General features: G+C 67.1%; 19 protein-coding genes. 6 read left to right on the forward strand and 13 right to left on the reverse strand.

The window, feature by feature from the left end; translation table 11 throughout:
• Positions 1-40: 40 nt before the first annotated feature.
• The 4 genes from G3545_RS12365 to G3545_RS12380 all read right to left on the reverse strand — a co-directional run bounded on the left by G3545_RS12365 (position 41) and on the right by G3545_RS12380 (position 2,342).
• Positions 41-1,192 (reverse strand): AAA family ATPase, encoded by a 1,152-nt coding sequence (locus tag G3545_RS12365; protein WP_170012963.1) that lies wholly within the window; start codon positions 1,190-1,192, stop codon positions 41-43.
• A 301-nt stretch (positions 1,193-1,493) separates the two neighbouring features.
• Entirely contained in the window at positions 1,494-1,724 is a 231-nt protein-coding gene (locus tag G3545_RS12370; protein ID WP_170012965.1) for a hypothetical protein, read from the reverse strand.
• A gap of 83 nt (positions 1,725-1,807) precedes the next feature.
• Positions 1,808-2,101: a hypothetical protein gene (locus G3545_RS12375; protein ID WP_170012967.1), complete on the reverse strand. Its 294-nt coding sequence runs from the start codon at positions 2,099-2,101 to the stop codon at positions 1,808-1,810.
• 37 nt (positions 2,102-2,138) lie between these two features.
• Positions 2,139-2,342: a cold-shock protein gene (locus G3545_RS12380; protein WP_170012969.1), complete on the reverse strand. Its 204-nt coding sequence runs from the start codon at positions 2,340-2,342 to the stop codon at positions 2,139-2,141.
• A gap of 557 nt (positions 2,343-2,899) precedes the next feature.
• On the opposite strand from G3545_RS12380, the gene rpsU reads away from it, so the two are divergent.
• Positions 2,900-3,178: a 30S ribosomal protein S21 gene (rpsU, locus tag G3545_RS12385; protein WP_170018052.1), complete on the forward strand. Its 279-nt coding sequence runs from the start codon at positions 2,900-2,902 to the stop codon at positions 3,176-3,178.
• A 150-nt stretch (positions 3,179-3,328) separates the two neighbouring features.
• Here rpsU and G3545_RS12390 read toward each other — a convergent pair whose 3' ends face one another.
• Positions 3,329-5,002, reverse strand: coding sequence for an electron transfer flavoprotein-ubiquinone oxidoreductase (locus G3545_RS12390; protein ID WP_170012971.1), 1,674 nt, complete (start codon positions 5,000-5,002; stop codon positions 3,329-3,331).
• Between the two features lie 107 nt (positions 5,003-5,109).
• Here G3545_RS12390 and G3545_RS12395 point away from each other — a divergent pair, with 107 nt between their 5' ends.
• The 3 genes from G3545_RS12395 (at position 5,110) to cydB (ending at position 8,741) form a co-directional block, all read left to right on the forward strand.
• Entirely contained in the window at positions 5,110-6,006 is an 897-nt protein-coding gene (locus G3545_RS12395) for a uracil-DNA glycosylase (protein WP_170012973.1), read from the forward strand.
• Between the two features lie 287 nt (positions 6,007-6,293).
• Positions 6,294-7,712: a cytochrome ubiquinol oxidase subunit I gene (locus G3545_RS12400; protein ID WP_170012975.1), complete on the forward strand. Its 1,419-nt coding sequence runs from the start codon at positions 6,294-6,296 to the stop codon at positions 7,710-7,712.
• Positions 7,713-7,715: 3 nt separating this feature from the next.
• On the forward strand, positions 7,716-8,741 hold the full coding sequence (gene cydB / locus G3545_RS12405; protein ID WP_281411714.1) for a cytochrome d ubiquinol oxidase subunit II: 1,026 nt from the start codon (positions 7,716-7,718) through the stop codon (positions 8,739-8,741).
• Here cydB and G3545_RS12410 read toward each other — a convergent pair.
• Together G3545_RS12410 and G3545_RS12415 are read right to left on the reverse strand one after the other, a co-directional pair.
• A complete protein-coding gene (locus tag G3545_RS12410; protein WP_170012977.1) occupies positions 8,735-10,354 on the reverse strand; it encodes a glycosyltransferase family 39 protein in 1,620 nt (539 codons plus the stop codon). The two genes, cydB and G3545_RS12410, sit on opposite strands and share 7 nt — an antisense overlap.
• 9 nt (positions 10,355-10,363) lie before the next feature.
• Positions 10,364-11,020 carry a ribonuclease HII gene (locus G3545_RS12415; protein ID WP_170012979.1) on the reverse strand — a complete coding sequence of 219 codons (657 nt, stop codon included), beginning with the start codon at positions 11,018-11,020 and terminating at the stop codon, positions 10,364-10,366.
• A 146-nt stretch (positions 11,021-11,166) separates the two neighbouring features.
• On the opposite strand from G3545_RS12415, the gene G3545_RS12420 reads away from it, so the two are divergent.
• Complete coding sequence (locus G3545_RS12420; protein WP_170012981.1) at positions 11,167-11,787, forward strand: MarC family protein; 621 nt, start codon at positions 11,167-11,169, stop codon at positions 11,785-11,787.
• 15 nt (positions 11,788-11,802) lie between these two features.
• Here the strand turns inward: G3545_RS12420 and G3545_RS12425 are convergent, their stop codons facing one another.
• The 5 genes from G3545_RS12425 to G3545_RS12445 form a co-directional block, all read right to left on the reverse strand.
• The gene (locus G3545_RS12425; protein ID WP_170012983.1) at positions 11,803-12,684 is read right to left on the reverse strand and encodes a dienelactone hydrolase family protein; all 882 of its coding nucleotides are present in this window, start codon (positions 12,682-12,684) and stop codon (positions 11,803-11,805) included.
• Positions 12,685-13,098: 414 nt separating this feature from the next.
• On the reverse strand, positions 13,099-14,739 hold the full coding sequence (gene groL / locus G3545_RS12430) for a chaperonin GroEL (protein ID WP_170012985.1): 1,641 nt from the start codon (positions 14,737-14,739) through the stop codon (positions 13,099-13,101).
• Positions 14,740-14,851: 112 nt separating this feature from the next.
• Positions 14,852-15,148: a co-chaperone GroES gene (groES, locus tag G3545_RS12435; RefSeq protein ID WP_170012987.1), complete on the reverse strand. Its 297-nt coding sequence runs from the start codon at positions 15,146-15,148 to the stop codon at positions 14,852-14,854.
• Between the two features lie 227 nt (positions 15,149-15,375).
• Positions 15,376-15,903, reverse strand: a complete 528-nt coding sequence (locus G3545_RS12440; RefSeq protein WP_170012989.1) for a phasin — start codon at positions 15,901-15,903, stop codon at positions 15,376-15,378.
• A gap of 280 nt (positions 15,904-16,183) precedes the next feature.
• A complete protein-coding gene (locus tag G3545_RS12445) occupies positions 16,184-16,726 on the reverse strand; it encodes a phasin family protein (protein WP_246702807.1) in 543 nt (180 codons plus the stop codon).
• A 208-nt stretch (positions 16,727-16,934) separates the two neighbouring features.
• Between G3545_RS12445 and G3545_RS12450 the strand changes: the two genes are divergently transcribed.
• Positions 16,935-20,174: an ATP-binding protein gene (locus G3545_RS12450; RefSeq protein ID WP_246702808.1), complete on the forward strand. Its 3,240-nt coding sequence runs from the start codon at positions 16,935-16,937 to the stop codon at positions 20,172-20,174.
• 119 nt (positions 20,175-20,293) lie between these two features.
• Here G3545_RS12450 and G3545_RS12455 read toward each other — a convergent pair whose 3' ends face one another.
• Positions 20,294-22,105: an AsmA-like C-terminal region-containing protein gene (locus G3545_RS12455; protein ID WP_170012991.1), complete on the reverse strand. Its 1,812-nt coding sequence runs from the start codon at positions 22,103-22,105 to the stop codon at positions 20,294-20,296.
• Positions 22,106-22,182: the final 77 nt, after the last annotated feature.

Genomic DNA, 22,182 nt, shown 5'->3' on the forward strand with positions numbered 1-22,182 from the left:
GCTCTTATGTGCAGCGGAAGCGAGGCAAGGTGCTCCCGCTTCACGCCTCCTCCTCTTCATCGTCCTCGTCTTCGGCGAACTGCCCGAAGCGCCGCAGCCCGTCGATCCAGGTCTCGCCATCCCGCTTCAGCACCGTGCGCGGCCGAACCGCGCCGCTCGCGGCCAGCGCGTTGGCTAGCGCCTGCGAATGCGTCACCAGCCAGACCTGCGTGCGGCGCGAGGCGGCGGCGATAAGGCGCGCCAGCGGCTCCATCAGGTCGGGATGCAGGCTGGTCTCCGGCTCGTTCAGCGCGATCAAGGCGGGCAGCCGATAGGAGAGCAGCGCACCCATCAATGCGAGATAGCGCAGCGTGCCGTCGGAGAGTTCCGATGTCTCGAACACCCGGTCGGGATGATCGGGGAAGCGCATGCCGAAACTTGCGGTGCGCCCCGGCGCCGGCACTTCGAGCCGCGCGCCGGGAAAGGCATCGTCGACGGCGCGATCGAGATCGACCGTGTCCTGTCGGATATGCGTGAGCGTGGCGAACACGGCGGCGAGGTCCGATCCGTCGGAGGCCAGCGTCGGGGTCGTCACCGCGAGGCAGGGCTGGCGCAAGGCGGAGGCGAGATCGGTGCGCAGCTCGTGATAGAAGCGCCAGTCGCGCAGGGTACGGCGCACCAGGTGGAGATCCGGAAAGCGGCCGGGATCGTCGAGGCTGCCGAGCGCGGTCTCCGACGCCATCAGGCTGAGGCCGATCTCCTGGCGGCGCCCGGTATCGTCCATCGCCGTCACGCTCGGCCCACGCCGCTGCATGAGCACGAGGGGCCGCCGGCCGGTGGCCAGCGTCAGTGTCTCCTCCTTCACCTGCGGCTCGAACGCGAAGGCGGCGGCGGTCTTGAACGGCAGGCCGATCTCGATGCTGTAGCCAAAGTCGCCGGCGTCGTGATGCAGCGACACTTCAAAGCGAATGCGCACCGGCTCCCTGGCCTGGCGCCGGCCGGCCCACAGCGCCGACTCCATGCCGCCCTCAGCCGCAAGTTCGCGCGACAGAGTACCGGAGGCGGCCGACTGGATCAGCTGGAGCGCGCGGTAGAGATTGGTCTTGCCGACGCCATTGGCGCCGACGAACACGGTGAGATCCTCAACCGGGAAGCGAATGCCGCGCAGCGAACGATAGCCGGACGCGGAGACCTCGCCGATACGCAGATTCATCGAGCCTCTCGAATGCTAAGAGGGAAGCCGCGACGTGTCTTACCCTGCTTTCCTGCCTTCGATCATCTTGATTTTCACCGAGATCGACCCTTCGCGTCGTGCTCGGCAGCGCACTGCAGGGCCCGAATATTGGCGACATGCGCGTCCAAGCTTCGCGGAGCCCGGATAATGCGAGACTACGCATCCACGCGATTTCGGAGGCGCACGCAGATGGCGTCATGAATCGAAATCCCCGGCACAAGGCCGGGGAAGGACGATGGTTCCTGGAGTTTTCGGCAGCGGAAGCGCGCGCTCTCCAGCACTACGCCTCGGATGCGACCTTCTTGCGCCAGAGCTGGAAGCCGACCTTCTTTACCGCCTGCTCGACCGCATTGCGATCGATGCGTGACAGGTGCGGATCCTTCTCGGTCTCGCCATCCTCGCCAACCGTGGCGCGCCATGGACCGTGGCGCTCCGGGAGATGGATTCCCGAAGGCTCGCCGGCAAAGGCGAACAGGCCTTCGCGGGATTCGGATTCAAAAACGTAGATCACGGTAGCCGGCCTTTCGATTGAACACGCATCGCACGCGCAACGCGTCAGTAATTCGTCCGCCAGCCACCCTAGCAGCCTAATTATCACAAAATAAAATTCCAGGCGACGAAAAACACGTATAAGGTCTGGATATGAAAACTCACAAATTCAGAATTGGGCAATTGGTCAATTTCGACCGCGGTTTTGCGTTCGCGGCCGACGGAGAATATGAAATTATGAAGGCTCTGCCGGTTGAAGGCGCCGGTCCGGCATACCGGATCAAAAGCAAGAAGGAAGCGTACGAGCGCGTCGCCCGCGAAGACCAGCTCTCCGCGACGAGCAATTGACGCCATCCCGATAAAGTAAAGCCGGCCGCAACCGGCTTCGCCATCGAGCAACCCGAGGCTCGAAGAGCCTCAGCCTGAAATCCGAAGCTCAGAGAACCTGAAGGTTCGCTGCCTTGGTCTTGCCGCGGTCGGCCACCACCTCGAAAGAGAGCTTCTGGCCCTCATTGAGCGAGTGGATGCCGGCGGCTTCGAGCGCGGAGACGTGCACGAACACGTCGGGACCGCCCTCGTCCGGCTGAACGAAACCGAAACCCTTGCTGGAATTGTAGAATTTCACGACGCCTGTGGGCATATCAGCCTCCTGGTGCACGGCCTCGCGCGAATGCGAGGCCTCGGGTCCGAGTTTTGCGTGCCCGAGGACGCGCTCATGAAACAGCGCGCGGCAAGACAGGGCGAAACCTGGGATTTGAACGGTCCAGACCAGCCCGGTCGATCGTCATGCCGACCGGGAGGAAGGAGAGCGCCGGAGTACATCCGTCCTGGCGCGTTCCCTTCTATGCACACGGCGACGAACCGTGAGGACAAAAGCCAATCTCTGGCTGGACACCGTAGAGCTAATGTTATTCTGCCATATTGTCAATGCGCGCGCCCGTCATTTCTGTATTTCCGCAGGTCGTCGCGCGTTATCGAAGTAGACATTCGCCAATTCATGGTGCGATACCGGACCGAAATATTGACGGTATTTTTTCGCCGCGAATGCGGGAAAAATCGCCCTCGGCTCTTTTTTCCGCCAATTACTTTCCCGGATGGAATGTGCTACAAGGCAGGTTCGCCCGCGCCATTCCGGCGCCAACACCAGCGCCCGCGGCAGCATCACATACCGCCCGCAGGCATGAGATCGGAAACGTTTTGCAGGTTCTCGTCCGCGACAACAATGTCGACCAAGCCATGCGCGTGCTCAAGAAGAAGATGCAGCGCGAAGGGCTCTTTCGCGAGATGAAGGCGCGCCGCGCCTATGAGAAGCCCTCCGAGCGGAAGACCCGCGAGAAGGCGGAAGCCGTGCGCCGCGCCCGCAAGCAGGCGCGCAAGCAGGCGCAGCGCGAAGGCCTGCTGCCGGCTCCGAAGAAGAAGCCGCTCGACACCAAGCCGCGTCCCGCTGCATTCGGGTCCGCGCCCCCGCCGCGCTGAGCCGCACCAGAGGCCTGCCCGCTCGGATGGAATCATCCGAGCGACAAGATAGCGCTCTCGGGTCAATAGCTTGGAGCATGTTCTGATCGCAAAGGTCTTCCGACTTTTGCGGAACATGCTCTGGGCGGACGCGATGCCGCCCGTCCTTGATCACATATTCGGATAGTTCGGCCCGCCACCGCCCTCCGGCGTCACCCAGTCGATGTTCTGGTTGGGGTCCTTGATGTCGCAGGTTTTGCAGTGGACGCAGTTCTGCGCGTTGATGACGTACCGCGGCTCGCCGCCTGGACCGCCGCCCTCCTCCACCCATTCATAGACCCCCGCCGGGCAATAGCGCGCGGACGGTCCGGCGAACACGCCGAGTTCGGACGCCTTCTGCAGTGCCATGTCCCTCACCTTGAGGTGCACCGGCTGGTCCTCCTCATGATTGGTGTTGGACAGGAACACCGAGGACAGCCGGTCGAATGAGACGACGCCGTCGGGCTTCGGATAGGCGATCTTGCGCGCCTCAGTTGCCGGCTTCAGCGTCGCGGAATCCGGCTTGCCATGCTTAAGCGTGCCGAAGGGCGAGAAGCCGAGCAGCGTGTTGGCCCACATGTCGAGCCCGCCCAAGGCAATGCCGGCATAGGTGCCGAGCTTCGACCAGAGCGGCTTGGCGTTGCGCACCTTCCACAGGTCGCGGCCGATGTCGGATGAGCGCCACGCCGCCTCATAGGAGGCGAGCTCGTCATGCGAGCGACCTTCGGCCAGCGCCGTGGCAAGATGCTCGGCGGCGAGCATGCCGGAAAGCACGGCATTGTGGCTGCCCTTGATGCGCGGCACGTTGACGAACCCGGCCGCGCAGCCGATCAGCGCGCCGCCGGGAAAGGTCAGCTTCGGCACCGACTGGTAGCCGCCCTCGGTGATGGCCCGCGCCCCATAGCTCAGCCGCTTGCCGCCCATGAGCGTGGGGCGGATCATCGGATGGGTCTTGAAGCGCTGGAATTCCTCGAACGGCGAGACATAGGGGTTGGTGTAATTGAGGTGGACGACGAAGCCGACCACCGCCAGCCCATCCTCCAGATGATAGAGGAAGGAGCCGCCGCCGGTGGCATTGTCGAGCGGCCAGCCGAATGAGTGCTGCACGAGGCCAGGCTGGTGCCTGTCCGGCGCCAGCTGCCAGAGTTCCTTCAGGCCGATGCCATATTTCTGCGGCTCGCGATCCTTGTCGAGCTTGAACCGGGCGATCAGCTGCTTGGTGAGGCTGCCGCGCGCACCCTCGGCGAACAGCGTATAGCGGCCGCGCAATTCCATGCCGCGGGTGAAGCGATCGGTGATTTCGCCGTCGCGTCCGATACCCATGTCGCCGGTGGCGATGCCGAGCACGGCGCCATCATCGCCATACAGCACCTCGGCGGCGGCGAAGCCGGGGTAGATCTCGACGCCGAGCGCTTCCGCCTTGCCGGCGAGCCAGCGGCACACATTGCCGAGCGAGCCGGTATAATTGCCGTGATTGCTCATCAAGGGCGGCATCAGCGCGTTCGGCAGTTGCACGCCACCGGCGGGTCCCAGCAGATAGAAACGGTCGTCGGTGACCGGGGTCTTCAGGGGCCGGTCGGGATCGTCGCGCCAGTCAGGGAACAGCCGGTCGAGACCGATCGGATCGATCACCGCGCCGGAAAGGATATGGGCGCCGATCTCGGAGCCCTTCTCCACCACCACGACGGACAGCGCCTCGTCGAGTTGCTTCAGCCGGATCGCCGCCGCCAGTCCCGCCGGCCCGCCGCCGACGATGACGACGTCATAATCCATGCTCTCGCGTTCCGGCAGCTCGACCTCGCTCATGATCCCCTTCCAGCGCAGCACAGTGTGTTATTTGGACTTCTTCCATGCTTGCCGCGCCGTGACAACATCCGCCTTCGCACAGCTGCCAACAATGTTATGATTGCATCATGCCATTGAATGAACTTGATATTTTCGCGGACATCCTGGCCTTCCACGTGGAAGCCGGGGTCGATGCCGCGCTGGGCGAGGCGCCGATCGACCGCTTCAAGGAGAGCGCGGCGGAGGCGAGTGCCCGTGCCGCTGCGCGCCCGGCGGCCGTGACGCCGGCAGCACGGCCGGCTTCCGTGCCCCAAAACGCGCAGCCCGCTCCAAGGCCGGAGCCCCGTCGCCCGGCCCCGCCGCCGCCGGCGGCGCCGATGATGAGCACGGCCGCCCCGCCCCCGCCCGACGTGGCGACGGTGGAAGCTCGCGAAGCGGCAATGAGCGCGCCGACGCTCGAGGCGTTGCGCACCATATTGGAGGGCTTCGACGGCTGCCCGCTGAAGCACACCGCGACCCGCCTCGTCTTCTCCGACGGCAACCCGCAGGCGCGGCTGATGTTCGTCGGCGAGGCGCCCGGCCGCGACGAGGATATCGAGGGCAAGCCGTTCGTCGGCCGCTCCGGCAAGCTGCTGGACCGCATGATGGCGGCAATCGGGCTCGACCGCACGAGCGCCTATATCGCCAATGTCGTGCCCTGGCGCCCGCCGGGCAACCGCACCCCGACGCCGCAGGAGACCGCGATCTGCCTGCCCTTCATCCGCCGGCAGATCGAGCTTGCCAATCCGGACATGCTGGTCTGCCTCGGCGGGCCGTCGGCGCAGACCTTGCTGGGGATAAAGGACGGCATCACCAAGGCGCGCGGGCGCTGGGGGCAGTACGACACCGGCACCCGCACCATTCCCGCACTCGCCACCTTCCACCCGGCCTACCTGTTGCGCACCCCGCTCGGCAAGCGCATGGCGTGGCGGGATTTCCTGGCGATCTCGAAAGCGCTCGGCGAGTTGCCGGCGCGTAGTACGTAGAGCCACGTCATCCTGAGGTGCGAGCGCAAGCGAGCCTCGAAGGATGTTGAAGCCGTGGACGTCTATCTGGGGCGGGCATCCTTCGAGGCCGCTGCGCGGCACCTCAGGATGAGGTCGCTACCCCCGCCAAAACGTCACATCCGCCAAACCGTCGCGCGGCATGCCGCCGCCGCGGCCGCGCGCGCAGCACCCGCTGCTGTCTGTTTGACATATGCTAATTCCATACTGCGATCCGGAAGCGTAGATTTTTGCTACGCTGCGGCATCGGCGCAGGCATGGGGGAGATGATGGACCTCGATCCGGTTCTTCTGGCACGCATCCAGTTTGCCTTCACCATTTCCTTCCACATCATATTTCCCAGCTTCACCATAGGCTTGGCGGCCTATATCGCGACGCTGGAAGTGCTGTGGATCTCGACTGGTCATGAGCGCTACCACCGAATCGCGCGGTTCTTCACCAAGATCTTCGCGGTGTCGTTCGCCATGGGCGTGGTGTCCGGCATCGTGCTCTCCTACCAGTTCGGCACCAACTGGAGCAATTTCTCCCGGGTGGTCGGCAATGTGGTCGGGCCGCTGATCGGCTACGAGGTGCTGACCGCCTTCTTCCTGGAGGCGACCTTCCTCGGCATCATGCTGTTCGGCTGGAACAAGGTGCCGCGGCCGCTCCACGTCTTCGCGTCGATCGCGGTGGCGGTGGGCACCACCATGTCCGCCTTCTGGATCCTGTCCGCCAATAGCTGGATGCAGACCCCGGCCGGCTACGAGATGGTCAATGGCGTCGCCATTCCGACAGACTGGCTCGAGGCGATCTTCAATCCGAGCTTCCCCTATCGCCTCGCCCATATGGTGACGGCCTGCTACCTCACCACCGCATTCGTGGTGCTGGCGGTCGGGGCGCGCTACCTCGTCGCCGGACGCTTCCCGGAAGACGGGCGCACCATGATGCGCATGGCCATCGGGCTGATCGCGATCTTCGCCCCGCTCCAGGCCCTCATCGGCGACCAGCACGGCCTCAACACGCTGGAACACCAGCCGGCCAAGATCGCCGCCATCGAGGCGCATTGGGGCGGCGAGAGCACCTCGCCGAACGCCGGCGTGCCGCTGGTGCTGTTCGCCATCCCGAATGAAAAGGAAGAGCGCAACGACTACCAGATCGCCATCCCCCGGCTCGGCAGCCTGATCCTGACCCATACGCTTGACGGCACCTTCAAAGGGCTGAAGGAATTTCCGCCGAACGACCGGCCGCCTGTGGCGGTGCCGTTCTTCGCCTTCCGCGTCATGGTCGGCATCGGCCTGCTGATGATCGCCATCGGCTGGGTCGGCGCGTTCCTGCTGTGGCGTCGCCGGCTGTTCGACAGCGACTGGTACCTGTGGCCGACGCAATTCGTCTGGCCGCTCGGCTTCATCGCCGTGCTGTCCGGCTGGTTCGTCACCGAAGTCGGCCGCCAGCCGTGGATCGCGACGGGGATATTGCGCACGCTCGACGCCGCCTCCCCGGTCACCGGCTGGCAAGTGGCGACGACCCTGGTGCTGTTCGTGCTGGTCTATGGCGTCGTGTTCTCGATGGGCATCTATTACATCAACCGCCTGATCGTGAAGGGCCCGCAAGGCGCCGCCATCGAGACGCCGGAAAACCTTCCGCCCAGCCGACCGCTCTCCGCCGCGGGCGATGCCGCCCGCGACGCCATCGCAACGCCGGGGGCTTGAGCCATGGAAACGGTCTCTGCTGGGATGATCTGGTACCTGCCGGTGGCCTGGGCACTGCTGCTCGCAGTCGCCATCGCCATGTATGTGATACTGGACGGCTTCGACCTCGGGCTCGGCATCCTGTTCCCGTTCGCCAAGGACGAACGGGAGAAGGACCAGATGATGAACTCGGTCGCCCCATTCTGGGACGGCAACGAGACCTGGCTCATCCTCGGTGGCGGCGGCCTGCTGGTCGCCTTCCCGCTGGCCTATTCGATCCTGATGCCGGCGCTCTATCTGCCGATGATCTTCATGCTGCTGGCCCTGGTGTTCCGCGGCGTCGCCTTCGAATTTCGCTGGGTAGCCGACACCAGCCGCTTCCTCTGGAACATATCATTCGCCGGGGGCTCGACGCTCGCCGCCTTCTTCCAGGGCGTGCTGCTGGGCGGCTTCGTGCAGGGCATGAAGGTGGAGAACAACGCCTTCGCCGGCGGCCCGATGGACTGGGCGACGCCGTTCGCCCTGCTGTGCGGGCTCGGCGTGGTCGCCGGCTATGCGCTACTCGGCAGCGTGTGGCTGGTGATGAAGACCGAGGGCGAGGTGGCGCGCCGCGCCCGCGCCCATGCCAAGACGCTGCTGCCGTTGGTGCTCATCTTCATGGGCATCGTCAGCCTGTGGACGCCGATCGCCATACCGCGCATCGCCGAGCGCTGGTTCACCACCCCGAACCTTTTCTACCTGGCGCCGGTGCCGATCATCACCCTGCTGCTCGCCTGGTTCGTCTGGCACTGGCTGGAGCGCGGCCATGAGAACCTGCCCTTCTTCGGGGTGATCGGGCTGTTCCTGCTCGGCTATCTCGGCATCGGCATCTCGATCTTCCCCTATCTGGTGCCGCCCGCTCTCACCGTGTGGGAAACCGCCGCGGCGCCGGCCAGCCAGATCTTCATGCTGATCGGGGCGGTGTTCATCCTGCCGATCATCCTGGTCTATGTGGCCTTCGTTTACTGGATCTTCCGCGGCAAGGTGCGTGAAGGCGAAGGCTATCACTGAGCGGGTGCGGCCGGAGCCGGCACAGCGGGTGCCGGCGCGGGAGGCTCGGGCGCGGGAGGCTTGGGCGCGGCTCCCGGCGGCATAGGCGCCGGCACCACGAGCGGTTGCGGCGGCGTGGTCGCCGCCGGCACCGGCTGCGGCGGCACGATGGCCCAGCCGACCCGCACCGGCTCGAGCTTGCCGGGGATCGCCCATTGCACCACCAGCGGCGCCTGCGGCCGCAGGTCCGGCCAGCGCGAGCGGATCTCGAAGGGCGGCTCGCCGCTGGGATCGGTGATGCTCCACACCACCACGGCGCCATCGCGCGCCAACTCCTCGGCGCTGATCCAGGGCGCCCGTGCCGGATCGGCGCCGGGCATCACCGTCGGGTGCGCGGAACTGGCCAGAGCTATCGCCCCGGAAAGGAACAAATCGCCGGCAATGATGCGCGGCGGGCTGCCGGTGCGCCGCGCGGTGATCTCGGTCAGCGGGCGGGCGATAGCCTGGGCCGGGAAGTTCACATCCTCTCCGGCCGGGCGCAGATGCGGCGCCGCCCACACCGTCGCGGCGGCGACGATCGGCGGCGCCAGCAGGCAGGCCAGCCAGAGCAGCGCAACGAGGCCGTGCCGGTGCAGCCCGGCCCGCTCGCCGCGCAGCGAGACCAGCCAGAGCGCGAAGGCGGCGACCGCGGTGACGCCCCAGAGCGACAGGCTGGCGCCGAACATCGCCGGCACCACCAGGAACAGCAGCGGCCAGCCGGCGAGCGCCGAGAGGAAGGGTCGCGCGAACCCTGGGAGCGGTGGGCGCAGCAGTTCCGGTACGTCGCCGACATGCGAGCGGTCGCCCACCGGACCGGCGCAGAGCGCGATCAGCAGTCCCGGTGCCAGCGCCACCAGCGCGCTGACGGCGAGCGCCACCAGCGAATAGGGTGCGAAGGCCGAGCCGGCCAGCCCCTGCTCCAGCAGCACGAATGCCGCCCAGGCACCAAACGGGATCAGGAAGCTCACGCCGACCACGGCGCCGCGGATCATTTCGGGCGCCTTCAGCGCGACACGCCCCTGCGGCGTGGTGAACAGCAGCACGCCGACCGCGACCACGCTCACCCAGCCCGACCAGCCGGCAAACAAGGCGACGCCGGCGGCGGCGGCCAGCGCCGGCCACGCCTCGGTCTCCGCCTCGCCGAGCACGCGCCAGGCTTCGCGCGTCAGCCACAGCGTCACCGGCAGGATCAGCCGGTCCGGGGCGAAGGGCGGCGCGGCGCTGCCCATGGCCAGCATGGCGAGGAACAGCAATGCCGCAGTTGCGCCAAGCGTGCGCCCAAGCAAACGCCTGGCAATGTCAAAGGCGAGCCAGACCGCCGCGATCGAGGCGGCCGCGAACAGGAGATAGACCGCCGTCATGCCGCCGGCAGTGAAGGCGACGCCGACCAGCCACGCCGCCAGCGGTCCGCCGGCATCGGCTCCGGCGCGCCATTCGCGGGCATAGACCACGTGCTCAAGCAGCAGCGCCGGCGGCGAATAGAAGAACAGCAGCGGCACCAGGGTCCAGAGCAGCGCGAACAGCACCGCGGCGACCATCACGGCAAGCGCCGGGCGGACCCGCAGCGCCTCGATCCACGGCGCCGACCACAACATGACCCGTCCTTACTCCGCCGCTTCGAGGCGGGCGCGCACCGGGGCGAAGGAGGTGCGGTGATGACGGCAGACGCCGAGCCGCGCCAGCGCCTCGGCATGCTCCGGCGTGCCATAGCCCATGTGCCGCTCGAAGCCATAGCCGGGATGGGCGAGGCCGAGCGAGGCCATCAGCCGGTCGCGCGTCACCTTGGCGACGATGGAGGCGGCGGCGATGGAGGCGATGAGGCCGTCGCCGCCGATGATGGCGCGCGCCGCGCAGGTGACGTCCGGCAGATCGCGCCCGTCCACCAGCAGCAAGCGCGGGCGCCGCGGCAGCGAAGCGGTGGCGCGGGCGATCGCCCACAGGGTCGCCTTGCGGATGTCATGGACGTCGATACGCGAGGGCGGCGCGAAGGCGACCGCGACCTCGGCGGTTGCGCAGATGATGTCGAACAGCGCTTCCCGCTCCGGCGCGGTGAGCTTCTTGGAATCGTCCAGCCCGCCGGGGACGCGCTCGGGATCGAGGATCACGGCAGCCGCGACCACGGGGCCTGCCCAAGGGCCGCGACCGACCTCGTCGGCGCCGGCAATGGGAGCATCGCCGGCCGCCAGCGCCTCGCGTTCATAATTGAAATCAAGCCCTTGCCGCACTGCCCGTACTCGTCCTGCCCGCTTCCCCTCAGTCATATCCGACTCAACGGCCTCCCCCGGTTTCCCTCACGCCAAAGTGCGTTCGATGGCGGGCGGATGCAACAGCAATGGGTTAGGTCATCTTGATGACGCCCGATGGACACGGAAGAAGTTCAGCCGCATTCGGCGACAGGAGCCACGCGATGAACTGGACCGAACGGTTCGCGGAATTCGTCACCTTGTGGGTGGTGATCGACCCGCTCGGCACGCTCCCGGTCTTCCTGGCCGTCACCTCGGGGGTGGAAGAACACACCCGCCGGCGCGCCGCGATCCTGGCGGTGCTGATCTCGTTCGCGGTGCTGGTGTTCTTCGTGTTCGCCGGCCACTGGCTGCTCAGGAGCATGGACGTCTCCATCTATTCCTTCCAGATTGCCGGCGGCATCGTGCTGTTCCTGTTCGCGCTCACCATGATCCACGGCAATGTCCATCCGGAGATCCACCCCTTGAGCGAGCGGCCGATCGACCTCGCGATCTATCCGCTCGCCATCCCCTCCATCGCCAGCCCCGGCGCCATGCTGGCGGCGGTGGTGCTGACCGACGATGCCGGCTCCGACCTGTTCGGCAGGATGGCGACAGTCGCGACCTTCGCGCTGGTGCTGCTGCTCACGCTGCTGATCCTGCTGGCGGCCGGGCCGATCTCGCGGGTCATCGGACGCGGCGGCTCGTCCGTCATCAGCCGGGTGATGGGGATGATCCTCGCCGCGCTTGCCGTCGATCTGGTGCTGACGGCAGTCAGCCAATGGCTGTCGCTGCCGCCGATCTGAGGCGGCCGCGGCCCGTCACGTCTCCACCGGCGGCGGGACGCCGAGGTGCTTCGACAGGAAATCGATGGTGCGTCCCCACGCCAGTTCGGCGGCGGTGGGGTCGTAGCGGCTCGGGCTGGTGTCGTTGTTGAAGGCGTGATTGGCGCCGTCATAGACATAGATGGCGTAGTCCTTGCCGGCCTGCTTCAGCGCGGCCTCATAGGCCGGGATGCCGGCATTGATGCGGTTGTCGAGCCCGCCATAATGCAGCAGCAAGGCGGCCTTGATGTCCTCGACGCGTTCGATCGGGGGCTGCATGCCGTAATAGGCGACGCCGGCCTTCAGTTCCGGGCTCGCCTCGGCCATCAGGTTCACCATGCCGCCGCCCCAGCAGAAGCCGACCGCGCCGACCGAGCCGTTCGAGGCCGCATTGGTCGCGAGGAAGCTGACCGCATCCTTCAGCCGCGCCACCGTCGCCGGGCCGTCGAGCTTGCCGATCATGTCGCGCGCCTTGTCCTCATCAGCGGGCGTGCCGCCATCGGACGAGAGCAGGTCGACGCCGAAGGCGAGGAAGCCGTCGAGCGCGAGACGGCGGGTGACGTCCTTGATGTGCGGATTGAGGCCGCGGTTCTCGTGGATGACGATGACCGCCGGCCGCTTGGCGTCGACGCGCTTGGCCCGCACCAGATAGCCGCTCACCGTGGTCGCACCGGACGGGTAGCCGGTGGTCGAGATGTCGAGGCGCTTGTCGTCCTCGGCCACTTGCGCGGCCTGGGCATAATCATTGGTGAGCAAGGGCAGCATGGCGGCCGCCGCTGCCATGGAGCCGGCCACGGTGGCGAGCCGGTCCATGAATTCCCGCCGGCCGAGCTGGCCGTGGGTGAAGCGGTCATAGAGATCGATGATGCGCTGGTCCATCCGCTGCCTCCCTGACGTTTGGGGCGGCAAGGTGGACCGGATCGAAGCGAAGCGCACATCAGAAATGAGAGAGGCCGCCCGAAGGCGGCCTCTCGAACATTGCTTCCATCGTCATCCCGGAACGGCCGCAAGGCCGTATCCGGGATCGCTGGACGCTCTCTTCCGTTGCGCGATCCCGGCTCTTCGCTGCGCTGCGGCCGGGATGACGCCTGAAGAGGCTGGACTCAGAAGTCCATGCCGCCCATGCCGCCGCCGCCCGCCGAAGTCGGCCTTGGCCGACTTCGGGTTCTTGGCGATTGCCGGGCGGCTTAGCGCGACATCAGAAGTCCATGCCGCCCATGCCGCCGCCGCCCGCCGAAGTCGGCCTTGGCCGACTTCGGGTTCTTGGCGATTGCCGGGCGGCTTAGCGCGACATCAGAAGTCCATGCCGCCCATGCCGCCGCCGCCCGGCATGGCCGGGGCGCCCGACGGGGGCTTCGGCAGGTCGGCGATCAGGGCTTCGGTGGTGACCAGCAGGCCGGACACGGAAGCCGCGTCCTGCAGAGCGGTGCGCACGACCTTGGCCGGGTCGACGATGCCGGAGGCGATCATGTCGACGAACTGCTCGGTCTGGGCGTTGAAGCCGAAGTTCTGGTCCTTCGATTCCTGCACCTTGCCGACCACGATCGAGCCTTCCACGCCTGCATTCTCGGCGATCTGGCGGATCGGGGCTTCCAGCGCGCGCAGCACGATCTTGATGCCGGCAGCGATGTCGGGATTGTCGGAGGTCAGCTTCTCCACCGCCTTCTTGGCGCGCAGCAGGGCAATGCCGCCGCCCGGGACGATGCCTTCTTCCACCGCAGCGCGGGTGGCGTTCAGCGCGTCGTCGACGCGGTCCTTCTTTTCCTTCACTTCGACTTCGGTCGCGCCGCCGACGCGGATCACCGCGACGCCGCCGGCGAGCTTGGCCAGACGCTCCTGCAGCTTCTCGCGGTCGTAGTCCGAGGTGGTCTCCTCGATCTGCGCCTTGATCTGCGCGACGCGGCCTTCGATGTCCTTCTTCTTGCCGGCGCCATCGACGATGGTGGTCTTTTCCTTCTCGATGATCACCTTCTTGGCGCGGCCGAGCATGGCGAGATTGACGCTCTCCAGCTTGATGCCGAGGTCTTCGGAGATGACCTGGCCACCGGTGAGGATGGCGATGTCTTCCAGCATGGCCTTGCGGCGATCGCCGAAGCCCGGAGCCTTCACCGCCGCGACCTTGAGGCCGCCGCGCAGCTTGTTGACGACGAGCGTGGCCAGGGCCTCGCCCTCGACGTCTTCCGCCACGATGACGAGCGGCTTGCCGGACTGGACGATCTGCTCGAGGACCGGGAGGATCGCCTGGAGACCCGAGAGCTTCTTGTCGAAGATCAGCAGGTAGGCGTCTTCGAGGTCGGCGACCATCTTCTCGGCATTGGTGATGAAGTAGGGCGAGAGGTAGCCCCGGTCGAACTGCATGCCCTCGACCACTTCGAGCTCGGTCTCGGCGGTCTTGGCTTCCTCGACGGTGATGACACCCTCATTGCCGACCTTCTGCATCGCGCCGGCGATCATCTGGCCGATCGAGGCGTCGCCATTGGCGGAGATGGTGCCGACCTGGGCGACTTCGTCGGTGTTCTTCACCTTCTTGGCGCGCTTGGAAATGTCCTTGATCGCCTCGGCGACGGCGAGGTCGATGCCGCGCTTCAGGTCCATCGGGTTCATGCCGGCGGCGACCGACTTGGCGCCTTCCTTCACGATGGCCTGCGCCAGCACGGTGGCGGTGGTGGTGCCGTCGCCGGCGGTGTCGTTGGTCTTGGAAGCGACTTCACGCACCAGCTGGGCGCCGAGATTCTCGAAGCGATCCTCGAGCTCGATCTCCTTGGCGACGGTGACGCCGTCCTTGGTGATGCGCGGGGCGCCGAAGCTCTTCTCGATGACGACGTTGCGGCCCTTGGGGCCGAGCGTCACCTTGACGGCATTGGCGAGGATGTCGACGCCGCGGAGCATCTTGTCACGCGCATCGGAGGAGAATTTTACTTCTTTGGCAGCCATGTGGCCTACTCCTTGTCGGTTTGCCGCCGGCGCCGCCAGCTCCCGCGAAGGGAGGATCCGCGGGGATGTCCCGCGGCGACAGGCGCCGGATCGATATGGGGAAGGCGCAGCGTCAGCCGACGATGCCCATGACGTCGGATTCCTTCATGATGAGGAGATCCTGGCCGTCGATCTTCACTTCGGTGCCCGACCACTTGCCGAACAGCACCTTGTCGCCAGCCTTGACGTCCAGCGGGACAAGCTTGCCGGCCTCGTCGCGGGCGCCGGAGCCGACCGCGAGCACTTCGCCCTGCGAGGGCTTTTCCTTGGCGGTGTCGGGGATGATGATGCCGCCCGCAGTCTTCTCTTCGGCATCGAGGCGCTTCACCACGATGCGGTCATGCAGGGGACGGAATTTCAGCTTGGCCATAGGTGTTCCTCGGTCTTCCTGTTGCGCCGCCGCGGCGCTCCGTGGGGCCGGCCTCTGGCACTCACTCCCGGGGAGTGCCAGAGCCGAGGCCGAGATAGGCAGAGCGCCAGAAGGTGTCAAGCGGAGTCGGGCCTAGTCAGGCCGGAAGCGGGCACCGTGGTGAATGCAAAACGCCCGGCCCGCGGGAGCGGACCGGGCGTGAAGCCCCGGAACGATCAGAAGGAGGCTCAGGCCACCTTCTTGAAGTTCTTCTCGACCGACGCCTTGAACGGCTCGGCGGTATCGGTCGCCACCTTCTGGGCGATCACCGAAAGTTCCTTGGCCTGGCCGGAGAGCACGTCGAACTGCTTGCGCAGGTGGCTGGTGGAGAGTTCGACCGCTTCCGACACGCTCTTGGTGGCGAGCAGCGCGCCGAAATAGTCAAACGCCGCGTTCACATTGGTGCGGAACGATTCCAGCGCAACGGTATTGTACTCGGTCACGCCCTTCGAAGCGGTCGCGTAGGTGTCTTCGATGAGGTCGGAAGTCTCTTCGGCTGTCGACTTCATCTTCTCATAGGCTTCGCGGGCATTCTGCACGCTCTTCTCGGCCATCTCGCGCACCACGGCGGGCACTTCGAGCGAGGGCACGTCGAACTTCGGAACTTCAAACTTCGGAGTCTCGAACTTGGCAGCCGCTGTCTCGAAGGCAGCGGCGGCGGCCTTGGCGGCCTTTTTGGGGGTAGCGGGGGTCGGCGTGATTTCAGCCTCAGACATGGGGGCAACCTCCTGTTCGCGGGGGCACTGGAACGATCGCGAAATCTGACCGTTTCCGCGGCATGACGGTCAGACTTTGTTCAACGATGCGGCAGCGAAGGCGTTTCGATCTGCTAACCGCTTACGGAGAGGCATAGCACCGTTTGTGCACTGCAGCAATATGTTGCAGTGCACAATATGCGTCGCCGTTGCGATTTTTTCGTTTCGAGCGAGCTACTCAGCTTGCACTGCAACATGATTTCACCGCAGCGCAGCCACGGCAAGGCCAATTTTGCTAATTTCAGCCTTTTGCCTTCGCAGATGCACGCTTTGGCTCGGCGGCCTTCGCAAATGCGGCACCGCTCGCGCTGATTGCCTTGGCCTGCTCAGAAAAGCGGCGGGTCTGTTCCATGGCGAATTCAGAATGCAGCTTCACCCACTCGTCCAGCGTGCGCGCCTTGGCCAGCCGGGCGGCGAAATCGAAGCTCGCCGCCACATTGGCCTCGGCAAAGCCGATGGTCTTGCGACTCAACTCGCGCACGCCGCCCTGGGCGGTGTCGACCCGATGCTCGGTCTCGTCGATGGCACGGTGCGCAGCGCCGATCAGGCTGTCGAGCGCCTTGCGCGCCTGCTCGATGCTGGTCTCCGCTATAGTGCGGAGTTCACCGGGAATTTCGAGGTTCGGTTGCTCAGTCATTGGCCGCCTCCGCATCCGGTCGCCAGACCTTGCGCGATCGGCGACGCGCCCGTCTAAAACTAAAGTATGATACGCGGTGTAAAAGGCAATGGCTTTCCTGTGTCCCGGCGCGAGCTTCGTCGGTTTGCCCGCAATCCGGGCGAACAATGAGAATGTGCTCTCGTTTCAGACCGCAGGCGCGTGATCTTTTCGCAGAAGTCGTTCAACTTTCGCGAACCATGTCCTGGTCGTGAGCGGTTAACCCGTTGCGGCGATGATGAGGCCGGGACCGGTTGCGCGCATGGCGCGTGGGCCGGGCCGGAACTATTGTCGGAAGCGTGCTTCCGCCACAGTCTGACGACACAACCGAGAGCTTATGAACACGCCGCCCGACGATACGCCCCGGCCACCGACCACGACCGCACCGCCCACCGCCTCTCCCGAGGAGGCGCTGCGTGCGCTCGCGCGTCCCGTGCTGGAGAGCGCCGGGCCGGCGTTGCTGGTGCGCGAGGATGGTACCGTCGTCGCGGCCAATGCGGGCAGCCGCCTCGGCGCCGCCACGCGGTTGCCGTCGGATCTCGCCGCCCGCATCGCCCGCATCGCGGCGACGCTGCGCCCTGGCCGGCCGCCGCGGCTGGAGCGGCTGCGCCTGCCCGGCCAGATGAGCGCGACGCTGGTCGGCTGCTCGCTCCTCGGCGTGCCCGGCGCCCGCGCCGTTCTGATTGCCCCGCCCGGTGCGCCCGCGCTCGGTCAGCCGCAGGCTGCCGTGCCGACGGCGCCGCCCGTCACTGCGAATGTCGCCGTGCCGCCCGCCGCGCCGGAACCGGCGGCCGAGGAACCGGCGGCGGTTGAGCCGCCTATCGAAGCGGGCGAGGCAGGGGTGCCTGCGCCAGATGAGCCCGTTGCGGCGGAACCCGCCGCCCCTCCTCCGGCCGAGCCAGTTGCCGAAGCCACCCTACCTGCGCCGGCATTGACGGCGGGCCGGGCGCGCTGGTTCTGGCAGACCGATGGCGACGGCCGTTTCCGCGCCGTCGATCCGCGGCTGGCGGCAGCCCTCGGACGAGACGCCGACGATCTTGACGGCAGCGACTGGGCAGCGCTCGGCGCACCCGCGGCGCATCAGGCGGCGACGGGTAGAGTCAGTTTCAGCCGTTTGGGTGTGCGTCTCGCGACGCTCGCCGGTGATCCGCTGTTCCTCGAGATCGGCGGCGTGCCGATGCGCGGCGACGGCATGCGCGGCTTCGCGCTGTCGTTGGCGCATGAGACGGCGGCAGCATCGAAAGCGACGGCCGCGGAGTCGTCCGCGGTCGAGGAGGCACCGCGCGACGAACGGCCCGCAGCGCCGGACGCGTCGACAAAATCCCCTCGAGGCCTGACCGAAAATTCCCTATCGGCCCTCATCCCGGGGCTTGACCCGGGGACCCAGCCAGAGCGCCCGCACCCGGATGAAGCCTGGGTGGCCGGGTCAAGCCCGGCCATGAGGGTGGAGGGGACGGCGACCAACGACCAGCCGACTGACGCGCCAAGCATTCAGGACGTGGTGGAGACGCCTGCTCCCCACGAAGCGCCAGCCGAAACTCAAGCGGCTACTGAGCCCGAAGCACCGGTCGAACTCGACTTGTCCGTCGAACCCGAGGCTCCGGTCACTGCCGCCTCCGAACCCTCCGAGCCGCTTACCGCCGAACGGCTTGCCCCACCCGCTTCCGCTTCCGCTCCCGCCGCCGAACAACCGCCGGTGCGCGTGGTGCTGAGCATCGTGCCGTCCTCGCCGAACGTCGTGCCGCTGCGCGCCGGGTCGGACGGATCGGGCGATGCCGCGCGCGCCTCCTGGGCCGGACTCAGCGCCGGCGAGCGCAACGCCTTCCGCGAGATCGCCCGGGCGCTGGGCGCGCGGCTGGAAGGCGTCGACGACACCACCTTTCCCGAACCACCAGCCCCGCCCGCTGCACAGCCGCCCCGGCCCCTGGAGCCGTCATCGGTCGTGCAGCTGAAGCCGGCCGAAGCCACGACGCCACCCGCGGCTGCCCAGCCCGAGCCGCCCATACTGGCGGAAGCTGCCCGCCCCGAGCCCTCGGCGTCGGAACTGCTCGACCTCGCGCTGCCGCCGGCGCCGGAGACCGAGGGTTTCCGCCGACTGCTGACCGAGGCCGAGCGGCCGATCCTCGACCGCCTGCCGCTCGGCGTCGTGGTCTATCGCGGCGACCAGTTGCTCTATGCCAATCGCGCGCTGCTCGACTGGAGCGGCTATGCCGACGCCGCCGCGCTGGAAGCCGCCGGCGGCCTAGCCGGACTGTTCGGCGAGGCCGGCTCCTCGGATGAGGCGGACGGCGCGCGTGCCCTCACCATGGTCAAGTCCGGCGGCGAGCACATCCCGGTCGAAGCGCGGCTGATGTCGGCGCCCTGGGAAGGCGGCACGGCGATGCTCTATGTGCTGCGGCGCGCCGGCTCCGGCTTCGACGAGCGCCTGCGCACCGCCGAGCTCGCCTTGCGCGAGGCCGAAGCCACCACCCGCGAACTGCGCGCCATCCTCGACACCGCGACCGACGGCGTGGTGCTGATCGACAAGGACGGCATCATCCTCAGCATGAACCGCTCGGCGGAAGCGCTGTTCGGCTTCGAATCCAGCGAGCTCCATGGCGAGAGCTTCACCTTGCTGTTCGCCCCCGAGAGCCGGCGCGCGGCGGTGGACTATCTCGACGGCCTCGCCTCCAACGGCGTCGCCAGCGTGCTGAATGACGGGCGCGAGGTGATCGGCCGGGTCCGCGAGGGCGGACTGATCCCGCTGTTCATGACCGTCGGGCGGGTCGGCGAGGATGCCGGCAAGTTCTGCGCGGTGCTGCGCGACATCACCCAATGGAAGCGCGCCGAGGAGGAACTGACCGAGGCCAAACGGCTCGCCGAGCGTGCGAACCTCGCCAAGTCGGACTTCCTCGCCAAGATCAGCCACGAGATCCGCACCCCGCTCAACGCCATCATCGGCTTCTCGGAAGTGATGATGGAGGAGCGTTTCGGGCCGATCGAGAATGAACGCTACCGCGACTATTTACGCGACATCCACGCCTCCGGCGGGCACCTGATCTCGCTCATCAACGATTTGCTCGACCTCTCCAAGATCGAGGCCGGCAAGCTCGACCTCGCCTTCACGAGCGTCGCGCTCAACGAGATCGTGCAGCAGTGCATGGCGATCATGCAGCCGCAGGCCAATCGCGAGCGCGTCATCATCCGCTCCTCGCTGGCGGCCGATTTGCCACCGGTGGTGGCGGATGCGCGCTCGATGCGGCAGATCGTGCTGAACCTCGTCTCCAACTCGATCAAGTTCAGCCGGCCGGGCGGCCAGGTCATCCTCTCCACCGCGCTCACCGAGGGCGGCGAAGTGGTGCTGAGGGTGCGCGACACCGGCATCGGCATGTCGGAGACCGACATCGCCACCGCCATGGAACCGTTCCGCCAGCTCGCCACCTCCGGCCGCTCGGGCTCCGGCGGCACCGGGCTCGGCCTGCCGCTCACCAAGGCGCTGGCCGAGGCCAATCGGGCGAGCTTCTCGATCCGCAGCGCGGTCGATGCCGGCACGATGGTGGAGATCACCTTCCCCTCGACACGGGTGCTGGCAGAGTAGCCAAGAGTTGTCATCCCGGAACGGGCGTTAGGCCGTATCCGGGATCGCGTGACGCTCTCTGCCTTCTTACGATCCCGGCTCTCCGGCTACGCCTACGGCCGGGATGACGCTTTCGGAATTCAGGGCGCCGGCGTCACCGCGCCGACCGCCTCGGTGCCGAGCAGCGGGCGCGCCGCGCCGGAGCGGCGGATCAGCGCCTGCGGGTCGGGCAGCAGGAACGGGCTGTCCCAGGGTCCCTGCGCTACAAAGGGCAGGTCGAAACTGGACGTCGCGGCCTCGCCGGCGACGGGGACCAGGCTGGCGACGCCCTTGAGATCGAGGTCGCGGCGCCCGATGGAGATGTCGCCGCCCACGGCGATGCGCACCGCCGGGCTTGCCACGTTGAGTTCGTCAATATGCGCGACGCCCTGCGCCACCGTCGCCTTGCCGTCGAGCGTGTCGAAGGGGGTACGCCCGCCGCGCAGGCTCCCGCTGCCGGACAGCGGCCGGCTTTCCAGGCGGCCGAGCACGCGGGCGACATCGATGCCGAGAATGGCGCCCGGCGCCGCGTTGAGCGTCATGGAGCCGGAGAGGTCGCCGGCAATATCGGAAACGCTCTCGCCGCTGCCGCCGAGCACGACACGGAAGGTGCCGGTGCCCTGCAGGCGCTCGAGCTGGAACAGGTCGCCGAGCGAGGTTTCGAGATCGACGTCGGTGCCGGCGAGCTCGATGCGGATGTCGGCGCCGGGCCCCGAGGCCGAGGCGGCGATGTTGGCAGCAGCGCGGAATCTGCCGTTCCAGGCTTCCGCGTCGCCGACGGTGAGGGCGAGCCGCCCGCCCTTCAAGAGTGCGCTGGCGGCGACGTGGTCGATCGAGGAATCCCCGGCCCGTACCTCGCCGGCGGAGAGCCGGAGATCGAGATCCACGCTCTTGAGCGGCGCGAGATCAAGCCGCGTGCGACTCCAATAGCCGTTGTCCGGATCGGAAATGGCGAGCTTTCCATACGACGACAGATCGAGCGTGCCGGCGGCAAAGCTGCCCTGCACCACGATGCGGCCGAGATCATTACGCAGCGTGAAGCCGCCTTCGCTGCGATTGCCGTCGAGCTCGATGCTGGCATTGCTGATGGCGGCGCTGCCCGGCTCAAGCAGCGCGCGTGCCTGCAGCGAGAACGGACCGAAGCCCTCGCGCGTCGGCGTATCGATATCGAGCCAACTCAACAGATCGCGCAGCTTGGCCGAGGAGAGGCTGACATCGCCTTCCGCCACCGGCTCGCCCGCGAACTTCGCCGTGCCGTCGAATTTGAAGGCGAAGGGCGCGCCGGAGACCGAGAACCGGGCGCGCGCGGCCTGGCCCTGCGCCAGTGCGCCCAGCTCATTGAAGCGCAGCTTGGTGTCGAGGCGCTCGCCCCGCCAATCGGCGCTGCCTTCGACGGCGAGGTCGCGCCCGCCGCGCCAGGAGATATCGCCATCGACCTGCTGGAGAACGGCGAGCGGCGCCACGCCTTGGCGGACCACCAGCCGGCCGCCGCTCACCCTGAGGCTGGCGCTGTGGCTATCGGTACCAAGCTGGCCGACCAACGCGCCGAGCGGCGAGGCGTCCCGAAAAGCGCCGTCCGCGATCACCAGCTCCGGCTGGTCGAGTTCGATACGCAGGGGCCGCACCTGCCCGGTCAGCAGCGGCATTATATGGAGCACGATGCGCGCCTGCGGCACGCTGAGCGAGGCCAGAGCGTCGCTGCCGAGCGAGAGGCCTTCGATCTCGATCGCCGGCCAGGGCAGCACGACGAAGCCGACCTTGCCCGTGATGTGCGGCGCGACGCCTGCGACCTCACCGAGCGCCGTCAATGCCTCCGCCCGCAGCCGCTCTTCCGACGCCAGCTTGGGCGCCGCCACCGCGGCGCCGAGCACCAGCAGGAGAGGCAGCAGCAGAAGTGGGACTAGTCGCTTCATGGAGCTCGATTCGGATCTGTCGTCGGAACGGCGAAGCGCTGGAGGAAAGCGCCTGAGAAACAGGACCCCGCCGATCC

The sequence above is a fragment of the Starkeya sp. ORNL1 genome, from assembly GCF_012971745.1.
Taxonomy (GTDB): Bacteria; Pseudomonadota; Alphaproteobacteria; order Rhizobiales; family Xanthobacteraceae; genus Ancylobacter.

What these genes read in the sequence shown, in the direction of transcription:
- G3545_RS12365 (WP_170012963.1), bottom strand. Translation starts at nt 1,192, where the DNA reads ATGAATCTGCGTATCGGCGAGGTCTCCGCGTCCGGCTATCGTTCGCTG.
- G3545_RS12380 (WP_170012969.1), bottom strand. Translation starts at nt 2,342, where the DNA reads ATGCCCACAGGCGTCGTGAAATTCTACAATTCCAGCAAGGGTTTCGGT.
- G3545_RS12390 (WP_170012971.1), bottom strand. Translation starts at nt 5,002, where the DNA reads ATGAGCGAGGTCGAGCTGCCGGAACGCGAGAGCATGGATTATGACGTC.
- G3545_RS12395 (WP_170012973.1), top strand. Translation starts at nt 5,110, where the DNA reads ATGCCATTGAATGAACTTGATATTTTCGCGGACATCCTGGCCTTCCAC.
- G3545_RS12400 (WP_170012975.1), top strand. Translation starts at nt 6,294, where the DNA reads ATGGACCTCGATCCGGTTCTTCTGGCACGCATCCAGTTTGCCTTCACC.
- cydB (WP_281411714.1), top strand. Translation starts at nt 7,716, where the DNA reads ATGGAAACGGTCTCTGCTGGGATGATCTGGTACCTGCCGGTGGCCTGG.
- G3545_RS12410 (WP_170012977.1), bottom strand. Translation starts at nt 10,354, where the DNA reads ATGTTGTGGTCGGCGCCGTGGATCGAGGCGCTGCGGGTCCGCCCGGCG.
- G3545_RS12415 (WP_170012979.1), bottom strand. Translation starts at nt 11,020, where the DNA reads ATGACTGAGGGGAAGCGGGCAGGACGAGTACGGGCAGTGCGGCAAGGG.
- G3545_RS12420 (WP_170012981.1), top strand. Translation starts at nt 11,167, where the DNA reads ATGAACTGGACCGAACGGTTCGCGGAATTCGTCACCTTGTGGGTGGTG.
- G3545_RS12425 (WP_170012983.1), bottom strand. Translation starts at nt 12,684, where the DNA reads ATGGACCAGCGCATCATCGATCTCTATGACCGCTTCACCCACGGCCAG.
- groL (WP_170012985.1), bottom strand. Translation starts at nt 14,739, where the DNA reads ATGGCTGCCAAAGAAGTAAAATTCTCCTCCGATGCGCGTGACAAGATG.
- groES (WP_170012987.1), bottom strand. Translation starts at nt 15,148, where the DNA reads ATGGCCAAGCTGAAATTCCGTCCCCTGCATGACCGCATCGTGGTGAAG.
- G3545_RS12440 (WP_170012989.1), bottom strand. Translation starts at nt 15,903, where the DNA reads ATGTCTGAGGCTGAAATCACGCCGACCCCCGCTACCCCCAAAAAGGCC.
- G3545_RS12450 (WP_246702808.1), top strand. Translation starts at nt 16,935, where the DNA reads ATGAACACGCCGCCCGACGATACGCCCCGGCCACCGACCACGACCGCA.
- G3545_RS12455 (WP_170012991.1), bottom strand. Translation starts at nt 22,105, where the DNA reads ATGAAGCGACTAGTCCCACTTCTGCTGCTGCCTCTCCTGCTGGTGCTC.